Source organism: Pandoraea sp. B-6 (assembly GCF_000282835.1).
Classification (GTDB): domain Bacteria; phylum Pseudomonadota; class Gammaproteobacteria; order Burkholderiales; family Burkholderiaceae; genus Pandoraea; species Pandoraea cepalis.
In genome coordinates, this window is sequence record NZ_KB290521.1 from 1 (window position 1) to 20,893 (window position 20,893).

Sequence of the window (20,893 nt, forward strand, 5' to 3'; positions counted from 1 at the left end):
GGAGGCTGGCCTGCGACGGTGTGGCGTCTTCATGCGAATCGGAAAGTCACGAAGGAACAGCGATGGATAAAGTCGATTGCGTGGTGATCGGCGCGGGCATCGTCGGGTTGGCCGTCGCGCGGGCGATGGCCATGGCCGGCCGGGAAGTGATCATCCTGGAATCCGAGCGCGCGATCGGCACCGGCACCAGCTCGCGGAACAGCGAAGTCATTCACGGCGGCATTTACTACCCACCCGGCTCGCTCAAGGCGACGTTGTGCGTCGAAGGCAAGCATCGCCTGTATGCGTTTTGCGCCTCGCATGGCGTGGCGCATCGGCGTTGCGGCAAGTTGATCGTCGCGACCAGCGATCGTCAGGTGGGCGAGCTCGAGGCCATTGCCGCCAACGCGTGCGCCAGCGGTGTCGACGACCTGCAATGGCTCACTGCAGGTGAAGTCGCCCGGCGCGAGCCGGCACTCCAAACCTTTGGCGCGTTACTGTCGCCGTCAACGGGCATCGTTGACAGCCACGGTCTGATGCTCGCCTTGCAGGGCGATGCGCAGAGCGCGGGGGCCATGCTCGCGTTCGACGCGCGCGTCGTCGGTGCCCGGGTGGGCCACGCCGACGGCATTGAGCTGGATGTCGACACGGCAGGTGTCACGTCGACGCTATGCGCCAGCATCGTCATCAACAGCGCAGGTCTTCATGCCGTGGATGTCGCGCGTACGTTCGTCGGCCTTGCCCCCGAATACATTCCGCCGCGCTATTACGCGAAGGGAAGTTACTTCACCTGTGCGCAGCGCGCGCCGTTCTCGCACCTGATCTATCCCGTGCCGGAGCCGGGCGGGCTGGGCGTACACCTGACGCTCGATCTCGCGGGACAAGCGCGTTTTGGGCCGAATGTGGCCTGGGTCGACGAGATTGACTACACCGTCAATGCCGCCGATGGCGATGGTTTCTACGCGGCGGTGCGGCGCTATTGGCCGGCATTGGCAGACGGCGCGTTGCAGCCCGGCTATGCCGGCATTCGACCGAAGATCAGCGCACCCGGCGAGCCGGCGGCAGACTTCCGCATCGATGGGCCGGCGGTGCATGGTGTCGCGGGACTCGTCAACCTGTTCGGTATCGAGTCCCCTGGACTGACGGCGTCACTCGCGATTGCCGAAGCGGTGCGCGCGGCGCTTTGACGTGCGTTTCGATGTGAAAACGCGCGAGGTGACCGGTGGTCACCTCGCGCGCATTGGGCCGCTATCTGGCTAACCCCGTCGTGCGGTTCCAACGGTGCCGCGGGCGTTGCGCGGCATGCCTGTCGGACAAGAATCGGTGTGAAGGTGGTCGGTCGTGGTGGGTTTGCCGATCAGCGGACGGCAACCGGCGGCTTCCACGAGGCCGGGTTGGTCCAGAACACCCCGCGCAGGCGATCGGTGTCGCCGCAGGGCGTGCTGCGGGTCGGCTTGCTGATCTGACCCGCGCAGGTGCTGATGTCGCGGCCCGATTGTTGCAGGCGCTTCAGGATCGTATCGAGCATGCCTGATTCGCGCCACTCGTTGAGTTTGCGGCGGCAAGTCGGCACGGAGGGGTACTGCATGGGCAGCTTGGACCAGCTTTCGCCCGTGAACAGCACCCACAAGACAGCATTAGTCAGCGTGCGCTGCTCGACTTGAGGGCGGCCACGCCGCTCCGTACGGACCGGACGGTCACAAATCAGATCACGCAGGGCGTGCCATTCAACGTCGCTCAGTTCAGTAAACATAACACCTCGACCCAAAACAAACGGAGGCGCCGCAGGGGGCGAGTCCGAGCTTCACGATCCGGCAGGTACCGATGCAATCCGGTAAGTGCTTATTCGTGAAACCTCGGCCAAGGCGGCGTCGTTCCCCGATGCTGGAAATACAAGCAACAAGCATGCCAGATCATCGGGTTCTCTTATGAAGAACGCCGCGGGCGGGGCGAACCACACTGCGAAGGGAGCGTTTGACCAGCAAAAAAACGCCCACTTGGCAGGTGGGCGCAGCTCCTGGGTGGCTATTGGGATAGGCAATCGCAAAAGCGTCAGGAGAAAAGGAATACGTGCCTTTTGGCCAGTCCGGATCGTTTATTATTCTCGGCCCCGGCCAGAGTGTCTCGCTCCACATGCGCCAGCTTGTCAAGCTTGCAACCGCCATGATGACAAAAAGCGCGCGTCGACGCGCTTCGGAATTACCCCCATTGCGGTGCATTGGCCGTGTTGCCGGCGAGTCGCCCAAGATGGGTGCTCACTTGCGCCCCGATAGGGCATGGTGACGCGAGGTAGGGCGCAACTCCGCGCGTACGCGGTGCAACCGAGTCCCGGGAGATGAGAAAGTGGCCTGGTCGCCGCGTGGCGTTTCGTCATGGCCCGACGGCGGGCCTGTGGCCTATAATGTGCGCCTTCGATGAATATCGTCTATCGGTTGCGCGGCACGCCTGCAAACCGGTCGGCGCCAGCGTGCGCAAACGGCATGAGCAACGACAGCGATAACAAATACTCCGTCCCGGGCCTCGAGCGTGGACTGCGCGTTCTGATGACGTTCTCGGCGCGCGAGCCCGTGCTGGCCGGGGCCGACTTGGCGCGACGACTCGGCATCCCACGCTCGACGGTGTTCCGCCTGTTGCAGACACTCGAAGCCGAGGGGTTCATCGAGAAGGCGGGGGACGATCGTCACTATCGGTTGGGCGTGGCAGTGCTTCGCCTGGGTTTCGAGTATCTGAATTCGCTTGAACTGACCGATCTCGGAACGCCGGTCATCGAGAAGCTGCGCGATGCCACGGGTTTCTCCAGCCATATTCTGATTCTCGATCAGCGCGACGCGGTGTTTGTCGCCAAAGCGGCGAGCCGTGAACTGGTGTTCGGCACGGTTCGCGTGGGCACTCGCTTGCCCGCCCATGCGACGGTCGTCGGACACATTCTGCTCGGCGACTACTCGCTGCCGGCGCTCAAGCAGCTTTACCCGGAAGCCAAGCTCGAAGGCTATACGGCCCACACGCCAACGACCGTGGAAGCGCTGTACCGTGTGGTCCAGGACGACATCGCCCGCGGGTACAGCATGAGCCAGGCATTCTTCGAGCAGAACATCTCGACGATCGCGGCGCCCGTGCGCAATCATCTCGGAAAGATCGTCGCCGTGATCAGTGTGACGATTCCTCAGTCGCGCGTAGAAGCGGACCTGCTCGAGAGCGGCATCGTCGAGAAGGTCGTGTCCGCCGCGGACGAACTCTCGCACAAGCTCAACTACCGCTCGGATCGCGCTGGCGCAACGTCGGCGGCGACGAAGTAAAGCGCGCCAGCTCGCGCGCCATGCCTTCGGCGTGTCGTCAGCATGTCGTCGACGGTGCACCCGCATCAGTGTGTCTGTATCAGCACGCCTTGATCACGCGTCTCTCCAGATTGCGCTTGTCTCGCTGAAACCACTTCGTCATAATTGTTTCGCCTAATAACCATCGTTCCATATTTGGTTAGTGTGAGGCGAACAAGGTGCCGCTGTCCCGCGGCTTATTACGAGACTCATCATGTCAGTTTCCCTGCGTCCGTCTGCGGCTCAGCGCCCGTCGCGCGTGCGTTTCTGGATGCTCTTCCTGGTCTTCGTCGGCACGGTCATCAACTATGTCGATCGCGCCAATCTCTCCGTGGCCGCCCCGATGCTCAAGCAGGAGTTCGGCCTGGACCCCGTCGCGCTGGGCTTTATCTTCTCGGCGTACGCGTGGACCTACGTCATCGCGAACATTCCGGGCGGCTGGGTCATCGACCGGTTCGGTACGCGTGCGATTTACGGCGTCGCCATTCTCGGTTGGTCGATGCTGACATTCATGCAAGGCTTCGCCTCGCGATTTGCTGCGTTGTTTGCCATGCGTCTGGGCGTGGGTATCGCCGAAGCGCCGACGTTCCCGGTCAACAACCGCGTGGTCTCGATCTGGTTTGCGCAACGTGAGCGTGGGGTGGCCACCAGTGTCTATCTGGTGGGCCAGTACATCGGCATGGCGGCCCTCACGCCCGTGCTGTTCTGGATCGCTCACACGTGGGGCTGGCGCGAGATCTTCTACGCGACCGGTCTCCTGGGCATTGTCTGGGCGGGCGTGTGGTTCGTCGGCTATCGCGACCCGGATCAATGTGCCTGGGTGAACGCCGCCGAGCTGGCGCACATTCGTCGCGGTGGGGCGCTTGTCGAGGTGGCGCCAACCGATCGGTCCGCCGCGAACGCTTTCCCGTGGCGCAAGTTGCTCGCGCTGTTCCGGAATCGTCAGATCATTGCGATCTGCGTGGGCAAGTTCGCGTCGCTCTCGTCGCTGTACTTCTTCCTGACGTGGTTCCCGACGTACCTGATCACCGAGCGCCACATGACGGTGCTCAAGGCGGGCGGCATGGCGTCCGTGCCTTTCGTTGCGGCGTCCATCGGCGTGGTTTGCGGCGGTCTGCTCTCGGACTGGCTACTGCGTCGCGGCGTGGCCGTGGGGACGGCGCGCAAGACGCCCATCGTGACCGGCTTGTTGCTGGTGCCGACCATGTCGCTCAGCGTGCTGACCGACGCCAACGGCCTCGTGATCGCCATCATGTCGTTCGCGTTCTTCGCGCAAGGCGTGGCCTCGGCCTCGTGGTCGCTGGTGGCCGACATCGCGCCGAAGGGCATGGTGGGCATCACGGGCGGGGCGGTGAACTTCGCCGGTAACCTGTCGGGCATCGTCACGCCGATTGCGATCGGGTTCATCGTCAAGGCGACCGGCTCGTTCGGCTGGGCGCTCGGGCTCATCAGTCTCTTCGCGATCGCCGGCGTGTTGTGCTACCTGTTGCTGCTGGGCGAGGTCAAGCGCATCGAGCTCGATGACGACGCGCCCGGTGAGCGGGGTGAGCGGGGCGAGGGCGATGATGTCAACGCGGATGCGCGCGCGGTTTGAACGGCCAGATCGGCGTCACGCGGCCACGGCTTGACGGCGATAGTCGCCGGGACGCGCCCCGGTCCATTTTCGGAACGCGCGAAAGAACGCGCTCGGATCGGCAAAGCCCAGCGACAGGGCAATCTCCAGCATCGGCTTGGACGTGTGGCACAGCGCATGAATCGCGAAATCGCGCCGCAGTTGGTCTTTGATCGACTGATACGACTGCCCCTCGTCCTCCAGTCGCCGACGCAACGTCGACGGTGTGGTGTGGAACTCGCCCGCCAGCGCTTCGAAGGCCGGCCAGCGATCGGTCGGCATCGTCTTCAAACGCCGCCGCACGCGCGCGACCATGCCCTTCGTATTCTTGTATTTGAGGATGATGTTGCCCGGCGCCGCGCGAAGGAATTCCTTCACGGACTCGTCGTTCTGCACCACCGGCAGGTCCAGGCAGGCCGCATCGAATTCGATGGCCGTATGTGTCGCGTGGAACACCAGACGCGGGGAGTACATCGTCCGATACTCGTCGCTGTATGCCGGCTCGGAAAATGAAAAATAGGCTGTGCTCAACGGCACTCGACGCGCGATCAGCCAGCACGTCAGCGCATAGAAGAGAATCAGCAGTGTTTCGTGCCCGAAGATGCGTGGCGACCGTTCGTCTGCGCGCTCACGGACTTCGAGTCGGGCCAGCGCGCCGTCCCGTACCAGATGCATCTGCAGGTCGTCGAGCAAGAGTCCCATGAAACGCGTTGCGCGTTGCAGCGCCTGCTCGAGGGTACGGCACGCGACGACGGTGTGACACAGCATCGCAAAGCTGCCGACTTTCATGCGGCGAGAATCCTGCCCGAAGAATTCGTCGTCGAGCGCGACACTGATCAGCCGCCACAACTGCGCGTAGCGATCCGCGGAAACGCGGGCTTGCGGGTGCGCGAGCAGCGATGGCGCGATATCCGCGGCATGCAGCAATGCCGCTGGATCGCCGCCGAGCCGCTCGACATGCGCCAACGCGTTAATCACGAAATGAATCGAAATGCTGCCTTTTTCCATGCGTCGCGAAACGGAACATCGTAGCAAGGGGACGCAACGATTCTAGCAGTGCGGCCCCTGATGACGCCCCCGATGCCGTCTGAAAACAGGATCGGCGCTTTCCGAATTCGCGTGCAGCGTATGACAGCGATACTGGCGACGACTTATTTCGGTGCCATGCGCAGCGCGCCATCGAGACGAATCACCTCGCCGTTGAGCATGACGTTCTCGACGATGTGGCGCACTAGCGCGGCATATTCCGACGGACGGCCGAGGCGAGGTGGAAACGGCACCGAAGCGCCCAGTGCGGCCTGCACCTCCGGTGTCATGCCGGCCATCATCGGCGTTTCGAAGATGCCCGGCGCAATCGTCACCACGCGCACACCAACGCGCGCCAGCTCGCGCGCGGCCGGCAGCGTCAGGGCGGCAACGCCGCCCTTCGAGGCCGCATACGCGGCTTGCCCGATCTGTCCGTCGAACGCGGCGACCGACGCCGTGTTGACGACCACGCCACGTTCTCCCTCGGCGTCGGCATCGCCCGCGGCCATGGCCGTTGCCGCGATGCGCAGCACGTTGAACGTGCCGATCAAATTCACGTTGACGATGCGGGCAAAGCTGTCGAGTCGGTGCGGACCTTGCTTGCCCAGAATGCGTTCGCCCATGACGAGCCCAGCGCAGTTGACCACGCCGTTCAGACGGCCGAACGCGCTTTGGGCCGTGTCGACCAGGCGCTGAACGTCGTCTTCGCGGGTAATGTCGGTCGCGACGAAACGCGCGGCGTCGCCCAATGCCTCGGCCTGTCGGGCGCCGGCATCGGCGTTGATGTCACCGAGCACGACCTTGGCGCCCGCGTCGACGAACATGCGGGCGGTGGCTGCACCGAGACCCGACGATGCGCCGGTGACGAGAAAGACACGATCCTTGATTTGCATGGGCTGCGATTCCTGAAAGAAAAGCGCGTTGAGGTTCAGACCGCGCCGGCGGACGTCTGCGCGGCCTTGGCGATTTCCTGGTTGCGCAAGATGAAGCGCTGAAGCTTGCCGCTCGGTGTTTTGGGCAGTTCGGCGACGAATTCGATTTCACGCGGATAGGCGTGCGTGGACAGCCGGTGGCGGACATGCGCTTGCAATTCCTGCGCGAGTGCGTCCGTCGGCGCGAACTGCGGGTGCAGCACGACGAATGCCTTGACCACTTCGGTGCGCTCCGGATCCGGCTTGCCGACCACAGCCGTTTCAACCACCGCGGGATGCTCGATCAGCGCACTCTCGACATCGAACGGCCCGATGCGATACCCGGCCGACGTGATGACGTCGTCGTTGCGTCCGACGAAGCTGATGCTGCCGTCGTCGTTGCGCTCGACAGTGTCGCCGGAGAGATAGTACTCACCCACGAACGCAGGCGTGTCCCGCTCCCAGTAACCGTTGAACCACATCAGCGGCGATTGCCGTCGATCGAGGGCGAGCACGCCCGGCTGCCCGACGGTGCACTCGTGTCCGTCGTCACCCAGCACGACCACACGATGTCCCGGCGACGCGAAGCCGGCAGTCCCGGCTCGCACGGGATGGGCCAGCGCATGGTGATTACAGACGACCATGCCGAGTTCAGTCTGCCCATAGTGGTCGTGAATGGTTACGCCGAGGTGCTCGGCAAACCAGCGAATGACTTCGGGGTTGAGTGGCTCGCCCGCACTGGACACGGCGCGCAGTTGTCCTTTCACGGGCGCGGCCGCCTTGTCGCCGCCCGCGATCAGCAGGCGAAATGCGGTCGGTGAGCCGGCCAGATTCGTGATACCCAGTTTCTGGATGATTCGGTACGTACTTTCGACGTTGAAGGGGCCGTCGTAGAAGGTGGTGGGAATGCCCATCGCGAGCGGGCCTGTCACGGCGTAGTACAGGCCATAGGCCCAACCCGGATCGGCAATGTTCCAGAACGTATCGGTCGGTCGCAGATCGACGGCGTCGCGCATGTAGCCGACGAACGCCAGGATCGCGCGCAATGGCACCATGACCGGCTTTGCGGCGCCGGTCGTGCCCGAGGTGAACATCATCAGAAACGGATCGTCGCCGCTGCGCGGCACCGGCGCGAAGTCGGGGGCGTGTTGCTCGACTTCATGCCAGAAGCTGAAGTCGCCCCGGCGCACCCCCTGCCCGCGCGGCCCGCTGACCGTGGCGACGGGCGGGCAGTGGGCCACTTCGTCGAGCTTGGCCCGATTGGCACCGTCGGTCACCACGAGCTTGCTCTGGGCGCTGTGCAACCGGTGTTCGATGGCCTTCGGGCCGAACGCCGTGAAGAGCGGTTGATACACCGCGCCCGCGCGCCAGGTGCCAAGAATCGTCACGAGCAGTTCGGGTGTGCGCGGCAACAGCCCGCTCACGCGGTCGCCGGGCTGCACGCCCTGTTCGCGAAGGAAATTGGCAAAGCGCGCGGAGAGCGTTTGCAATTGGCGAAACGTCCACGTTTGGCTCGTGCCGTCTTTCCCTTCCCAGAACAGGGCGATGCGCCCGGGAAGCGCATGGCGGTCGCAGCACTCGACGCACGCGTTCATCGCGTCGAGTTGGCCGGCAAGCGTGGCGCGCACGGTCGCGTCGAGGTCGAACGCGCGGTAGGTGTCGGCGTAGTCGGCAGTCATGGGTCGTCTCCTGTGGTCGGATGCCGGTCCGTAACAGCGCGCCTATGATGGAAAGGCTCGGGTACGCATCGCGGACCGCCGTGGCGCCGTCTTGATCTGGGACGCGGCGCTCACTCGGCATTGGCAAAATTCATCCTAATGCGTGGCGTCGGCGAGAGGCAATGCCCAAACGGGTCAGAGTATGTGAGGGATTTATCCACTCCGTCAGTGGGGACTTGAATGGTGGCGGGGCTCCCCGCCGGGCAAGGCGTTTCGGTGACGCAGACCGAACCGAGGGTTTTACCGAGGGTGGCTTCGTCCGTTTCCGATGGCAATTCCGCTCATGCAATTTGCTGCTTTTGGCTATGGTGCCGATGCGGCGCGATCCCTACACTGATCCCATCGATAGGGCACTGGTGCTGGCGATCCCTTCGGATAACGGCAGGGTGCAGGAGACAGAACATGGATTTCTATACCGAAGACCAACGCATGATTCGCGACATGGCGCGCACGTTTGCCAGCGAGCAGCTTGCGCCGAATGCGGCACAATGGGACCGCGACTGCGCGTTGCCCAACGCCATGGTCGCGCAAATGGGCGACCTGGGTTTGCTGGGGATGATGGTGCCCGAAACGTATGGCGGCTCGTACACGGATTACACGGCGTATGCCCTGGCGATGGAGGAGATTGCCGTCGGTTGTGCGTCGACCGCCACGATGATGTCCGTTCACAACTCCGTGGGTTGCGGGCCGATCTTGAAATTCGGCACCGACGCGCAGCGTGAGCGCTGGTTGCCGGATCTGGCTGCCGGTCGGAAAATCGGGGCGTTCTGCCTGACTGAACCGCAGGCCGGATCGGAGGCCAATAATCTGCGAACGCGTGCCGAGCGCCGCGGCGACAAGTGGGTGCTCAACGGCAGCAAGCAGTTCGTGACGAACGGCAAGCGCGCGGCGATCGCCATCGTGTTCGCCGTGACGGACCCCGCAGCCGGCAAGCGTGGCATCTCGGCGTTCATCGTGCCAACGCAGACCCCGGGGTTCGAAGTGGGGCATCCCGAGCACAAGCTGGGTATTCGGGCGTCGGATACGTGCCCGATCACCCTCGTCGACTGCGAGGTGGGCGACGATGCGCTCCTTGGCGAACCGGGGCAGGGACTGAAGATTGCGTTGTCCAATCTCGAAGGCGGGCGGATTGGTATTGCCGCGCTCGCGCTCGGCGTGGCGCGGGCGGCGTTCGAGGCGGCGCTGCGGTATTCCGGCGAGCGCCAGCAGTTTGGCAAGCCGATCCGTGAGCATCAGAGTATCGCGAACATGCTGGCGGACATGACGACGCGTATCAACGCCGCAAGATTCCTGATCTTGCACGCGGCGGCGCTGCGCACCCAGGGATTGCCGTGCCTGTCCGAGGCGTCGCAGGCCAAGCTGTTCGCGTCGGAGCTGGCGGAGTCGGTGTGCTCCGACGCCATCCAGATTCACGGCGGCTACGGCTATCTCGAGGATTATCCGGTGGAGCGTCACTACCGCGATGCCCGCATCACGCAGATCTACGAAGGCACCAGCGAGATTCAGCGTCAGGTCATCGCCCGCGCGCTGGACTGAGCGCGAAACGGCAAAGGTGGCAAGCGATACGGCGACGAGATCATGGGCCTGGCGGCGACGATCGGCGCAGCATGGCTAAGGGGGAGGGGGAGGGGGAGTGATTCAGCATGAGCGCGCCGTCGAGGCGCAAGACGAAGTGTTGTTCAACGTGGTCAATGGGTTCGGCGTTATCACCCTGAACCGGCCGAAAGCGTTGAACGCGATCACGCACGGCATGGTGCGATCGATGTGGCGCCAGCTCAATGCGTGGGCCGACGACCCCGCGGTGCGGGCCGTGCTGATCGAAGGCGCGGGCGAAAAGGCCTTCTGCGCGGGCGGCGACGTGCGAGCGCTTCATGAAAGCCGCGTGAACGACGCGAGCGATCACCAGGCGTTCTTCATCGACGAATACCGTCTCGACTATCTGATACACCGGTATCCGAAGCCATATATCGCGCTGCTCGACGGGATTGTGATGGGAGGCGGGATGGGCGTCGCGCAAGGCGCGGCGCTGCGCATCGTTACGGATCGCACTCGACTGGCGATGCCGGAGACGAGCATCGGCCTGTTCCCCGACGTGGGCGCCAGCTGGTTCCTCGGGCATCTGGCACCGACGCTTGCGCGCTATCTCGGTCTGACCGGCGCAACGATTACTGCGGCCGACGCTCTGTATTGCGGGCTCGCGGACGTCTGGCTCGAAGGAGACGCGCCGCAGCAATTACGTGCGGCACTTTTGCATTTCGATTGGCCGGAGGGCGCTCCGGCAAGTGACGCGAAGCTCGGCGCGGACGGGATGGGTGGCGCAGGACGGGCAGGACCGGCGTGCGACGCGAGCGAGGCCCACGATGCAGGCGACGCAAGCCGGGCAGACCGCCATGCGTCGGTATCTGCGTCCGCCGATCTGCTGGAACGGCTTCGATCCGTTATCCTCCCGCTGGGGCGCACGTGGACCGACGCCGCGCCGTTGGCGCATGTGCGCGCCACCCTCGACCGGCATTTCAGTGCGATCGACGTACGGGGTATCGTGGCATCGCTCGCCAGCGACGCGCAGACCCCCTGGGCCGTCGACACGCTCGCGTTGTTGCAGCAGCGCTCGCCGCTGAGCCTGTGCGTGACCGACCGACAATTGGCGAAGGGACGTCGGCTCGATCTGGCCGACGCGTTTCGCATGGAGCTGGTGCTGGGATATCACGCGTTCGCGTCCGGTGATTTCGTCGAGGGCGTGCGCGCCCTGCTGATCGACAAGGACAAACAGCCGCGATGGCGCTACGCCACCCTGGATGAAGTCCCGCAGGCACAGGTCGAGGCCTTCTTCGTCTCGCCGTGGCCGCAAGGCGAGCATCCCCTGAAAGCGTTGGGAGATCATTGAACTTCGGCGAACGCATGCGACAATGCCCGCTTTGCGGGGGACCGCACCATCCGTTGGAGTCCAGATGCTTGTCGAAATCGCCCGTCTACTCTTAGACCTCGTCTTCTCGCTATTCGGCGCGTTGTTGCTGTTGCGCGTGTGGATGCAAGCGACGCAATTGCCTCCGCGCAATCCGCTCTCACAAGGGGTGTTCCAGTTCACCAACTGGATGGTGTTGCCGTTGCGGCGTATCGTGCCGGGCGTGGGCGGCATCGACTGGGCGAGCTTGATCGCCGCATGGCTGTGCGGCATCGTCTATCTGGTGCTGATCACCGCCGTCGTGGGCGTCTCGCCGGTCGCGGTGTTCCCGCGCGGCTTGCTGGTGGCGTTGGTGTTGGTGGCCAAGTGGGGCGCCAACCTCGTGATGTGGATGACGCTGCTGATGGCCGTGCTGTCGTGGGTGAATCCGCGTGCCGCCGCCATGCCGATTCTCCAGCACTTGCTCGACCCGCTGCTGCGCCCGATCCGTCGCGTCATTCCGATGGTCGGCGGCTTCGATCTGTCGCCGCTGGGACTGTTCCTGCTGATGCAGATCCTGCTGATCGTGCTCGCGCGCTTAAGCCTTTTCTTCGCGACGCTCTGATGCATTGGCGGGCAGCGTCGCTGCCTGCCGACACTCACGGGCGGTCGAGCCGATGAGCAATCTCGTTGCCGCCATCGCCCCTGCTGCTGCCGCCGTCCTCGCCGTCCCCGCTGATGCGGTCGGTGCGGACCGTGCGCTGACAACACGCCCTCCCGCTTGCCCTGCGTGACGCGCGTCTGACATCGTCGGCCGCGGCGTTTACGCGCGCTCTCCGCCCGCTCGCACCAGCCCCAGCCGATGCAGAACGCGGCGACCATCCTCGGTCACGATCACTTTGGCTTGTCCCTCGTCGACATTGACATGCACCAGGTGCGCTTGCTCGAGCGCCGCGAGGTCCGGCGGTTCGAGCGCATCGGCATCGATCGGGCCAAGGGATGCGGCCGCCAGCAACAGCGTGGCGATTTCATGCGGGCTCAGCATGGTCATGCTCCTTGAGGCAAAGGCTTCTCGTCAGCGTACCGGGCAAATGTAAGCCCTCGGCTACGCCATGTTTACCGCACGTTACGACTCGCCTCCGGCCCCGCCTCCCCAGAAGATCCTTCGACAGTGCTGCGGTGCGGCTGCCTGACGGTTCACGTCGGTCGCAAATCGCCGCGCGGTGACGCCGTACGCCTAACGTCGGATCGCAAAGCGTCCGGCAAGTTCGTGCATTCGGGTTTCCCCTAGTATGACCGCTTTTTGCGTCTCGATGGCGGGCTTCCCCCCTGTTTTGACAGGGGTTGCCGCGAAACTCGAGGGGACGCGCGCTCGCCTCGCCCTCATTTGAACTATTTTTTTTCTTTTGACGGGGGGTCAATGAAAATATACTTTCTTCGTCACCCATAGAACGCCTTGGTCCATGATTAACGCCGATTCGTTGCCCGCCGATTTGCCGCTCACCGAGCGCATCGTGCGCGCCATGCCCGATCTGACGCCCGCGCAGCAGCGCATGGCGGCGTTCGTGCTCGACAACACGTTTCGTGCGGCGACCATGCGTATCGACGAATTTGCCGACGCCGTCGGCGTGTCGCTCGCCACTGTCAATCGCTTCGCCCGCGCGCTCGGCTTCGACGGCTATCCGCAGTGCCGGGCCGCGATGGTGCGCGGGTTCGAGGCGACACTGGCTCCCATCGAAAGCCTGCGCACGAGCAAAGCGCAGGCGAGCGCCAGTGCCGATGTGATGGCGGCATCATTGGCGCAAGCCGCCGAGAACCTCGAATGGACGCGTCGCACGCTCGACGCAGCCACTTGCGAGCGTGCCGTGGACGCGATTCTGCAGGCGCGGCGCATCTACGTGCTGGGGCTGGGCGCGAGCGGTTATCTCGCCGGCCTGCTGCATCACGGTCTCGATCCATATTGTGAGAATGTGCAAGCGGTGGTCGGCGCCGGGGGATCGACGCATGCTGCGCGCCAGCTCTTCAAACTGCGCGAGGGCGATCTGGTGATCGCGCTCGCCTTCCCGCGGTATGTGACGGACACCATCACGCTTTGCCGACGCCTGCGCGGGCGCGGCGTGCCCTTGTTGGCGCTCACTGACAGTCCGACGTCGCCGTTGGCTCCGCTTGGCGACATCGTGATTTTCGTGCGCAGCAAGCCGCGGCTGTCCAGCAACTCGGAAGCGAGCGTGCTGGCGATGATCGACGCCCTGTGCGACGCCGTTGCCCAACGCGCCAAACACGCCGTCGATCGCGCGACGGAACTCACCGATTTCCTGCTGCCGTGGCTCGATTCCGCCTCGCTGGCCCCGGCGGCCACGGCAGTCCGTCCGGCTAACGTGCCGGCAGGATCGGCCGTGGGTCAAATCGTTACGCCGCAACGCACGGTGGCCACCACGGCCACGGCGAAGGCGTTGACAAGCGCGACCACGGCGGCAGGCGTCACGATGCAAAGCCAACCGAACCCGGCCCCACCGGCCATGCCCCGACTTGCGCCGGGCCGTCAGGACAGAAAGGACAAAGCCTCATGAGTCACGCCCAACGCGCGGTCATCGCCATTCATGGCGGTGCCGGAACCATCAGCCGCGACACCTCGCCGGCGGAAATCGCGGCCTATCAAGAGGCATTGGCCGACGCCTTGCGCGCGGGCCAAACCGTGCTCGCCGCGGGCGGATCGGCGCTGGAGGCCGTCACCGAAGCCGTGCGTCACCTCGAAGATTGTCCCCGCTTCAACGCGGGACGCGGCGCCGTGTTTACCCACGAGGGGACACACGAACTCGACGCGGCCATCATGGACGGTGCCACGCTCGACGCGGGCGCTATCGCCTGCGTGCATCGCGTGCGCAACCCGATTCTCGTCGCCCGCTCGGTGCTCGAACATAGCCCGCATGTGTTGCTCATGGGCGAGGGCGCGGAAGCCTTCGCGGCGGCCAACGGCGCCGAACTGGTCGAGTCGGGGTACTTTTTTACCGAAGGTCGCTACGCCCAATGGCAACGCGCGCTGGCCGATGCGGCGGTTGCGCTCGACCACGACATGCCGCTCAAGAAAGAGCCGATCGATCCCGACACCAAGTTCGGCACAGTCGGGGCGGTGGCATGCGACATGCAGGGACACGTGGCGGCCGCGACGTCCACCGGGGGCATGACGAACAAGGCAGTCGGCCGCGTGGGCGACACGCCGCTCATCGGCGCCGGGTGCTATGCGAACGATGCGACAGCGGCCGTTTCGGCGACGGGGACCGGCGAGGCGTTCATCCGTACGGTGGCGTGTTACGAAGTGGGCGCGCTGATGGCCTACGCGGGCCTGTCGCTCGCCGATGCCGCCGAGCGCGTGATTCATGAGCGGCTGCCGCGCGTGCAGGGTCGTGGCGGCCTGATCGCCGTCGACGCGCAAGGCAACGTCGCACTGCCCTTCAATACCGAAGGGATGTATCGAGGCGTGGCCCGCGTGGGCGAGACGCCCGTGACGTCCATTCACGAGTAACGCTCCAAGGCGAGGGGCCTGGCCGTCATCGGTCTGGCCCTCGGTATCGCCGGCATCACTGGGTATCACTCGGCATCACGCCGAATCAAGATTCAGACCAGCAAGCGAAGATTAGCGAGGACAGGCGTGGCAGAGCGCAAGACAACCCCTACGATTTCGTTGCCCGACGAGCGCGTGCTCGACGTGCGCGACCTTACCGTGCAGTTCGCGACGTCCGAGCGCATGGTCACGGCCGTGCGCGACCTGTCTTTCCATGTCGACCGTGGCGAGACGCTCGCCATCGTGGGCGAGTCGGGCTCCGGCAAGTCGGTGACGTCGCTGGCCGCCATGCGCCTCGTCGAGACCGGAGGGGGACGCATTGCCCAAGGCTCGATGGTCATGCGCCGCCGCAATGGCAAGCTCGTCGACCTCACGCGAGCGAGCGGCAGCACCATGCGCAGCATTCGCGGCGCGGACATGGCGATGATTTTCCAGGAGCCGATGACCTCGCTCAACCCGGTGTTCCCGGTGGGCGAACAGATTGCCGAATCGATTCGCCTGCACCAGGGCAAGGACACCGCCGCCGCGCGTGCCGAGGCCCTGCGCATGCTCGAACTCGTGCGCATTCCCGAGGCGCGCCGCGTGCTGGACCGCTTCCCGCATCAGCTCTCGGGGGGGATGCGCCAGCGCGTCATGATCGCGATGGCACTGTCGTGCAAGCCGGGCCTGCTGATTGCCGACGAACCCACGACCGCCCTCGACGTGACGATTCAGGCGCAGATCCTGCAACTGATTCGTGCGCTGCAAGACGAGATGCACATGGGTGTCGTGTTCATCACGCACGACATGGGCGTGGTGGCGGAAGTGGCCGACCGCGTGCTGGTCATGCATCGCGGCGACGCGGTGGAAGAGGGGCCGTCGCGCGAGATTTTCGCGGCACCGCGCGAGCGCTACACACAGGCACTGCTCTCGGCCGTGCCGCGTCTGGGCTCAATGCAGGGGACCGACCTGCCGGCGCGTTTTCCGCTGCTGCGCTACGACGCCCCGGCCGACGCCAAGCCCGTGGCGCAAACGCCGCAACCGCCGGTGCGGACCGACGCCGGTCCGATCCTGCGCGTGAAGGATCTGGTCGCCCGCTTCGATGTGCCGTCAGGGTTGTTCGGCGGCGTGAAGCGGCGCGTGCACGCCGTCGAGCGCGTGAGTTTCGATCTGTATCCGGGCGAGACGCTGGGTCTCGTGGGCGAGTCCGGATGCGGCAAGTCAACCACTGGCCGCGCGTTGCTGCGTCTGGTCGCCAGCCAGGGCGGTTCCATCGAATTCGGCGGCAAGCCGATTCAGGATCTCGCAGGGCGCGCACTGCAGCGGTTGCGCCGCGACATCCAGTTCATTTTCCAGGATCCGTTCGCGTCGCTCGATCCGCGCCTCACCGTGGGCTTCTCGATCATGGAGCCGTTGCTCGTGCACGGCGTGGCCAGCGGTGCCGAGGCCGAGCGGCGCGTGGCCGAACTGCTCGAGCGGGTTGGACTGCCGGCCGATTACGCCCAGCGCTATCCGCACGAGTTCTCGGGCGGGCAGCGTCAACGCATTGCGATTGCGCGGGCGCTGGCTCTCAACCCGAAGGTCGTGATCGCCGACGAATCCGTCTCGGCGCTCGACGTGTCCGTGCAGGCGCAGATCATCAACCTGATGCTCGATCTGCAGAAGGAGTTCGGCATCGCGTTCCTGTTCATCTCGCACGACATGGCGGTCGTCGAGCGCATCAGCCATCGGGTGGCGGTGATGTTCCTCGGCCAGATCGTGGAGATCGGGCCGCGTCGCGCCATCTTCGAAAACCCGCAGCATCCGTACACGAAGAAGCTGATGTCGGCGGTGCCGATTGCCGATCCGTCGCGTCGTCACGCCAAGCGCGAGTTGTTGACGGAAGAGATTCCCAGCCCGATCCGCGCGGTCGGCGATGAACCGCAGGTGCAGCCGCTGGTGGAAGTCGGCGCGGGGCACTTCGTGGCGCGTCACCGCGTGGCCGGCGCTTATTGAAGGTGATTCAGTAGTTCAGGCAGTTCCCAGTTGCAGTTCTCGTTGTAGCCACAATGCCCGCCAAGGGACGCAGTCGCAAGACGCGCTCGCGGCGACCCCGTCAGACAAGAAGGAGAAAGACAGATGTCGAAAAACGCTTTGTTGGGCGCTCGCTGGAAAACCGCGATCGCGTCCGTCGCCATGGCGTCCGCGGTGCTCAGTGCAGCCCCGGCGTTCGCCGCCAAGGATGTCGTGATGGCCGTGCAGTCGACGTTTACGACGATGGACCCGTACGACGCCAACGATACGCTGTCGCAAGCCGTTGCCAAGTCGTTCTACGAGGGCATGTTCGGCTTCGACAAGGACATGAAGCTCATCAACGTGCTGGCCGACAGCTATACGGTGTCGCCGGATGGCCTCGTCTATACGATCAAGCTCAAGTCGGGCGTGAAGTTCCAGGACGGCACGACCTTCGATGCGGCCGCCGTCAAGGCCAACTTCGACCGCGTGACGAACCCGGACAACAAGCTCAAGCGCTATAACCTGTACAAGGAAATCGCCAAGACGGAAGTGGTCGATCCGCATACGGTGAAGTTCACGCTCAAGGAGCCGTTCTCGCCGTTCATCAACACGCTGGCGCACCCGTCGGCCGTGATCATTTCGCCCGAGGCGCTCAAGAAGTACGGCAAGGACATCGCCTCGCACCCGGTCGGCACCGGCCCGTTCGAGTTCGTTGAATGGAACCGCACCGATTACGTGAAGGTGAAGAAGTTCGACGGCTACTGGAAGAAGGGCTATCCGAAGGTCGACACGATCACCTTCAAGCCGGTCGTCGACAACAACACGCGCGCCGCCGTGATGCAGACCGGCGAAGCCGGGTTCGCTTTCCCGTTGCCGTATGAGCAGGCCGCGACCCTGAAGGCCAGCGGCAAGGTCGATGTGATCGCCGGCCCGTCGATCATTCAGCGGTATATCAGCTTCAACACCCGCCAGAAGCCGTTCGACGATGTGCGCGTGCGTCAGGCGATCAACTACGCCATCAACAAGGAAGCGCTGGTGAAGGTGGCCTTCTCGGGCTACGCAACGCCGGCTGAAGGCGTGGTGCCGAACGGGGTGGATTACGCCGCCAAGACCGGCCCGTGGCCGTACAACCCGGCCAAGGCGAAGGAGCTGCTCAAGGAAGCCGGTTACCCGAACGGCTTCGAGACCACCCTCTGGTCGGCTTACACGTTCACGACGGCGCAGAAGGTGATCCAGTTCGTGCAGCAGCAACTGGCGCAGGTCGGCATCAAGGCGCAGGTGCGCGCGCTCGAAGCCGGTCAACGTGTCGACCTCGTCGAGTCGGCGCCGGACCCCGACAAGGCACCGGTGCGTATGTACTACGTGGGCTGGTCGTCGTCGACGGGCGAAGCCGATTGGGCGCTGCGTCCGCTGCTGGCCTCCGAGTCGTTCCCGCCGAAGCTGTTCAACACGGCGTACTACAAGAACGATGCGGTGGATGCCGACTTCAACAAGGCGCTGCTCACGACCGACCGCGCCGAGAAGGCCAAGCTCTATACCGACGCGCAGAAGAAGATCTGGAACGACGCGCCGTGGGCGTTCCTCGTGACGGAAAAGCTGCTGTATGCGCGCAACAAGAACCTGTCGGGCGTCTACACGATGCCTGACGGATCGTTCAACTTCACCGATATCTCGATGAAGTAAGCGCCGCGCGCAAGTGTGACGTGCCCGCGCCGCCGGCATTGGCTGGCGGCGCGGTTTACCGCAAGACATGGTTTGGCAAGACGTTCGGCAAGACTGCGATGCTCAATTACTCTCTCAAGCGCCTGTTCGGCCTGATTCCCACGCTGCTGATCGTGGCTGTGCTGGTGTTCGCCTTCGTGCACATGTTGCCGGGCGATCCGGCGCGTCTGGCCGCCGGTCCGCAGGCGGACGAGGCGACCGTGGCGCTGGTGCGCCAGGATCTCGGCCTCGACAAGCCGTTGCTCACGCAGTTCACTAACTTCATCACGCACGCGGTGCGCGGCGACTTCGGGCTGTCGATGCGCAGCAAGCAGCCGGTCTCCGAAGAGATCGGCAGCCGCTTCATGCCGACGCTGTGGCTCACGCTGGTGAGCATGATCTGGTCGGTGATCATCGGCATGGGCCTTGGGGTCGCCTCGGCGGTCTGGCGCAACCGCTGGCCCGACCGGCTGGGCATGACGTTCGCCGTCTCCGGTATTTCGTTCCCCGCCTTCGCGCTGGGGATGCTGCTGATGCAGGTCTTTTCGGTGCAGCTCGGCTGGCTGCCCACGATGGGCGCCGATTCGTGGAAGAGCTATATCCTGCCGTCGATCACCCTCGGGGCGGCGGTGGCCGCCGTGATGGCGCGCTTCACCCGCTCGGCGTTCGTCGACGTGTTGCACGAAGACTTCGTGCGCACGGCGCGCGCGAAGGGGCTCAATGAAATGCGCGTGGTCTTCAAGCACGCGCTGCGCAACGCCATGATTCCCGTCGTCACCATGATGGGCTTGCAGTTCGGTTTCTTGCTCGGCGGCTCGATTGTCGTCGAGGTGGTCTTCAACTGGCCGGGGCTCGGGCGTCTGCTGATCGATTCGGTCGAGATGCGCGACTACCCCGTGATCCAGGCGCTGGTGCTGCTGTTCTCGCTCGAGTTCATTCTGATCAACCTCGTGGTCGACGTGCTGTACGCCGTCATCAACCCGACCATTCGCTACAAGTGAGGCACGCACCATGAACGCGGGTCAACCGACTACTACCGCCAACGCCGCGGCCTCCGCCAGCCAAACGCGCGTGCGCACGCCGTGGCGTGAGTTCTGGCGCAAATTCAAGAAGCAGCACATCGCGATGGTCGCCGGGGCGTTTGTGCTCGCCCTCGTCATCATCGCGATTCTCGCGCCGCACCTCGTGCCGTTCGATCCGGAGAACTATTTCGACTACGACGCCCTGAACGCCGGGCCGTCGGCGACGCATTGGTTCGGTGTCGACTCGCTGGGGCGCGACATCTTCAGCCGCGTGCTGGCGGGCACACGGATTTCGCTGGCCGCCGGGTTCGGATCGGTCGCCCTCGGTGCGGTGATCGGCACGGTGCTCGGGCTGCTCGCGGGCTATTACGAAGGCTGGTGGGATCGCATCGTCATGCGCATTTCCGACGTGCTCTTCGCGTTCCCGGGCATTCTGCTCGCCATCGGCGTGGTGGCCGTGTTGGGAAACGGCATGATCAACGTGATCGTCGCCGTCGCCATCTTCTCGATCCCGGCCTTCGCGCGGCTCGTGCGCGGTAACACGCTGGTGCTCAAACATCTGACGTATATCGAAGCGGCGCGCTCCATCGGGGCGTCGGACTGGACGATCATCATGCGGCACATCCTGCCGGGCACGGTGTCGTCCATCGTCGTGTATTTCTCGATGCGTATCGGCACGTCGATCATCACCGCCGCGAGTCTGTCGTTCCTGGGTCTGGGGGCGCAACCGCCCACGCCGGAGTGGGGGGCCATGCTCAACGAAGCCCGCGCGGACATGGTCAACGCCCCCCACATTGCCATCTTCCCGAGCTTGGCCATTTTCCTGACCGTGCTCGCGTTCAACCTGCTGGGCGACGGCCTGCGCGACGCGCTCGATCCGAAGCTCGACCGGCATTGATGTCTGCGCAGGAGCGCCGCATGATACCGTTGACGGACCCGCGCGAAGCCTTGTTCGGTGCGCCCTACGTGGGGCATCTGCCGGCCGGGCCGCGCCATGCGATCACGGACGTGCCGGGCGTGTACGTCGGTCATGCCACCCTCGCGCAAGGCCCGGTGCAGACCGGCGTGACAGTGGTGTGCCCGACGCCCGCCAACGCTGCCGCCGCGGAAGTGCCCGACGCCGGCTGGGATCCGTTCCGCGACAAGATTCCGGCGGCCGCGGCCGTCATCAACGGGTTCGGCAAGAGCGTCGG

18 protein-coding genes are annotated in these 20,893 nt (G+C 64.6%); 13 read left to right on the top strand and 5 right to left on the bottom strand.

Annotated elements, in window-relative coordinates; all coding sequences use genetic code 11:
* Positions 1 to 62: 62 nt before the first annotated feature.
* Positions 63 to 1,166: an NAD(P)/FAD-dependent oxidoreductase gene (locus A985_RS0112020; RefSeq protein WP_017233650.1), complete on the top strand. Its 1,104-nt coding sequence runs from the start codon at positions 63 to 65 to the stop codon at positions 1,164 to 1,166.
* Positions 1,167 to 1,336: 170 nt separating this feature from the next.
* On the opposite strand, the gene A985_RS0112025 is transcribed toward A985_RS0112020, so the two are convergent.
* Positions 1,337 to 1,732: a transposase gene (locus A985_RS0112025; protein ID WP_017233651.1), complete on the bottom strand. Its 396-nt coding sequence runs from the start codon at positions 1,730 to 1,732 to the stop codon at positions 1,337 to 1,339.
* 727 nt (positions 1,733 to 2,459) lie between these two features.
* On the opposite strand from A985_RS0112025, the gene A985_RS0112030 reads away from it, so the two are divergent.
* Together A985_RS0112030 and A985_RS0112035 are read left to right on the top strand one after the other, a co-directional pair.
* Positions 2,460 to 3,275 (top strand): IclR family transcriptional regulator, encoded by an 816-nt coding sequence (locus tag A985_RS0112030; protein ID WP_017233652.1) that lies wholly within the window; start codon positions 2,460 to 2,462, stop codon positions 3,273 to 3,275.
* Positions 3,276 to 3,507: 232 nt separating this feature from the next.
* The gene (locus A985_RS0112035) at positions 3,508 to 4,887 is read left to right on the top strand and encodes an MFS transporter (protein WP_017233653.1); all 1,380 of its coding nucleotides are present in this window, start codon (positions 3,508 to 3,510) and stop codon (positions 4,885 to 4,887) included.
* Between the two features lie 15 nt (positions 4,888 to 4,902).
* On the opposite strand, the gene A985_RS0112040 is transcribed toward A985_RS0112035, so the two are convergent.
* From A985_RS0112040 to A985_RS0112050, 3 genes are all read right to left on the bottom strand, one after another.
* Positions 4,903 to 5,913, bottom strand: coding sequence for an AraC family transcriptional regulator (locus A985_RS0112040; RefSeq protein WP_017233654.1), 1,011 nt, complete (start codon positions 5,911 to 5,913; stop codon positions 4,903 to 4,905).
* Positions 5,914 to 6,056: 143 nt separating this feature from the next.
* Entirely contained in the window at positions 6,057 to 6,824 is a 768-nt protein-coding gene (locus tag A985_RS0112045; protein WP_017233655.1) for an SDR family NAD(P)-dependent oxidoreductase, read from the bottom strand.
* Positions 6,825 to 6,859: 35 nt separating this feature from the next.
* The gene (locus A985_RS0112050) at positions 6,860 to 8,521 is read right to left on the bottom strand and encodes an AMP-binding protein (RefSeq protein ID WP_017233656.1); all 1,662 of its coding nucleotides are present in this window, start codon (positions 8,519 to 8,521) and stop codon (positions 6,860 to 6,862) included.
* Positions 8,522 to 8,962: 441 nt separating this feature from the next.
* On the opposite strand from A985_RS0112050, the gene A985_RS0112055 reads away from it, so the two are divergent.
* From A985_RS0112055 to A985_RS0112065, 3 genes are all read left to right on the top strand, one after another.
* Positions 8,963 to 10,096 (top strand): acyl-CoA dehydrogenase family protein, encoded by a 1,134-nt coding sequence (locus tag A985_RS0112055; protein WP_017233657.1) that lies wholly within the window; start codon positions 8,963 to 8,965, stop codon positions 10,094 to 10,096.
* Between the two features lie 97 nt (positions 10,097 to 10,193).
* Positions 10,194 to 11,444: an enoyl-CoA hydratase/isomerase family protein gene (locus tag A985_RS28555; RefSeq protein ID WP_017233658.1), complete on the top strand. Its 1,251-nt coding sequence runs from the start codon at positions 10,194 to 10,196 to the stop codon at positions 11,442 to 11,444.
* A gap of 64 nt (positions 11,445 to 11,508) precedes the next feature.
* Positions 11,509 to 12,066, top strand: coding sequence for a YggT family protein (locus tag A985_RS0112065; RefSeq protein WP_017233659.1), 558 nt, complete (start codon positions 11,509 to 11,511; stop codon positions 12,064 to 12,066).
* Positions 12,067 to 12,264: 198 nt separating this feature from the next.
* Here the strand turns inward: A985_RS0112065 and A985_RS0112070 are convergent, their stop codons facing one another.
* Positions 12,265 to 12,486: a hypothetical protein gene (locus A985_RS0112070; RefSeq protein ID WP_026131896.1), complete on the bottom strand. Its 222-nt coding sequence runs from the start codon at positions 12,484 to 12,486 to the stop codon at positions 12,265 to 12,267.
* Between the two features lie 418 nt (positions 12,487 to 12,904).
* Here A985_RS0112070 and A985_RS25240 point away from each other — a divergent pair, with 418 nt between their 5' ends.
* The 7 genes from A985_RS25240 to A985_RS29230 form a co-directional block, all read left to right on the top strand.
* Positions 12,905 to 14,011, top strand: a complete 1,107-nt coding sequence (locus tag A985_RS25240) for a MurR/RpiR family transcriptional regulator (RefSeq protein ID WP_017233661.1) — start codon at positions 12,905 to 12,907, stop codon at positions 14,009 to 14,011.
* Positions 14,008 to 14,964, top strand: coding sequence for an isoaspartyl peptidase/L-asparaginase family protein (locus A985_RS0112080; RefSeq protein ID WP_017233662.1), 957 nt, complete (start codon positions 14,008 to 14,010; stop codon positions 14,962 to 14,964). The genes A985_RS25240 and A985_RS0112080 overlap by 4 nt, the downstream gene beginning before the upstream one ends.
* 126 nt (positions 14,965 to 15,090) lie before the next feature.
* Positions 15,091 to 16,977: a dipeptide ABC transporter ATP-binding protein gene (locus A985_RS0112085; RefSeq protein WP_026131897.1), complete on the top strand. Its 1,887-nt coding sequence runs from the start codon at positions 15,091 to 15,093 to the stop codon at positions 16,975 to 16,977.
* A 123-nt stretch (positions 16,978 to 17,100) separates the two neighbouring features.
* Positions 17,101 to 18,660 carry a glutathione ABC transporter substrate-binding protein GsiB gene (gsiB, locus tag A985_RS0112090; protein WP_017233664.1) on the top strand — a complete coding sequence of 520 codons (1,560 nt, stop codon included), beginning with the start codon at positions 17,101 to 17,103 and terminating at the stop codon, positions 18,658 to 18,660.
* Between the two features lie 98 nt (positions 18,661 to 18,758).
* Complete coding sequence (gene gsiC / locus A985_RS0112095; protein WP_026131899.1) at positions 18,759 to 19,679, top strand: glutathione ABC transporter permease GsiC; 921 nt, start codon at positions 18,759 to 18,761, stop codon at positions 19,677 to 19,679.
* A 10-nt stretch (positions 19,680 to 19,689) separates the two neighbouring features.
* The gene (gene gsiD, locus A985_RS0112100; protein ID WP_017233666.1) at positions 19,690 to 20,598 is read left to right on the top strand and encodes a glutathione ABC transporter permease GsiD; all 909 of its coding nucleotides are present in this window, start codon (positions 19,690 to 19,692) and stop codon (positions 20,596 to 20,598) included.
* 20 nt (positions 20,599 to 20,618) lie between these two features.
* Positions 20,619 to 20,893: P1 family peptidase (locus tag A985_RS29230; protein ID WP_232424607.1), on the top strand; the 275-nt coding region annotated here is incomplete at its 3' end.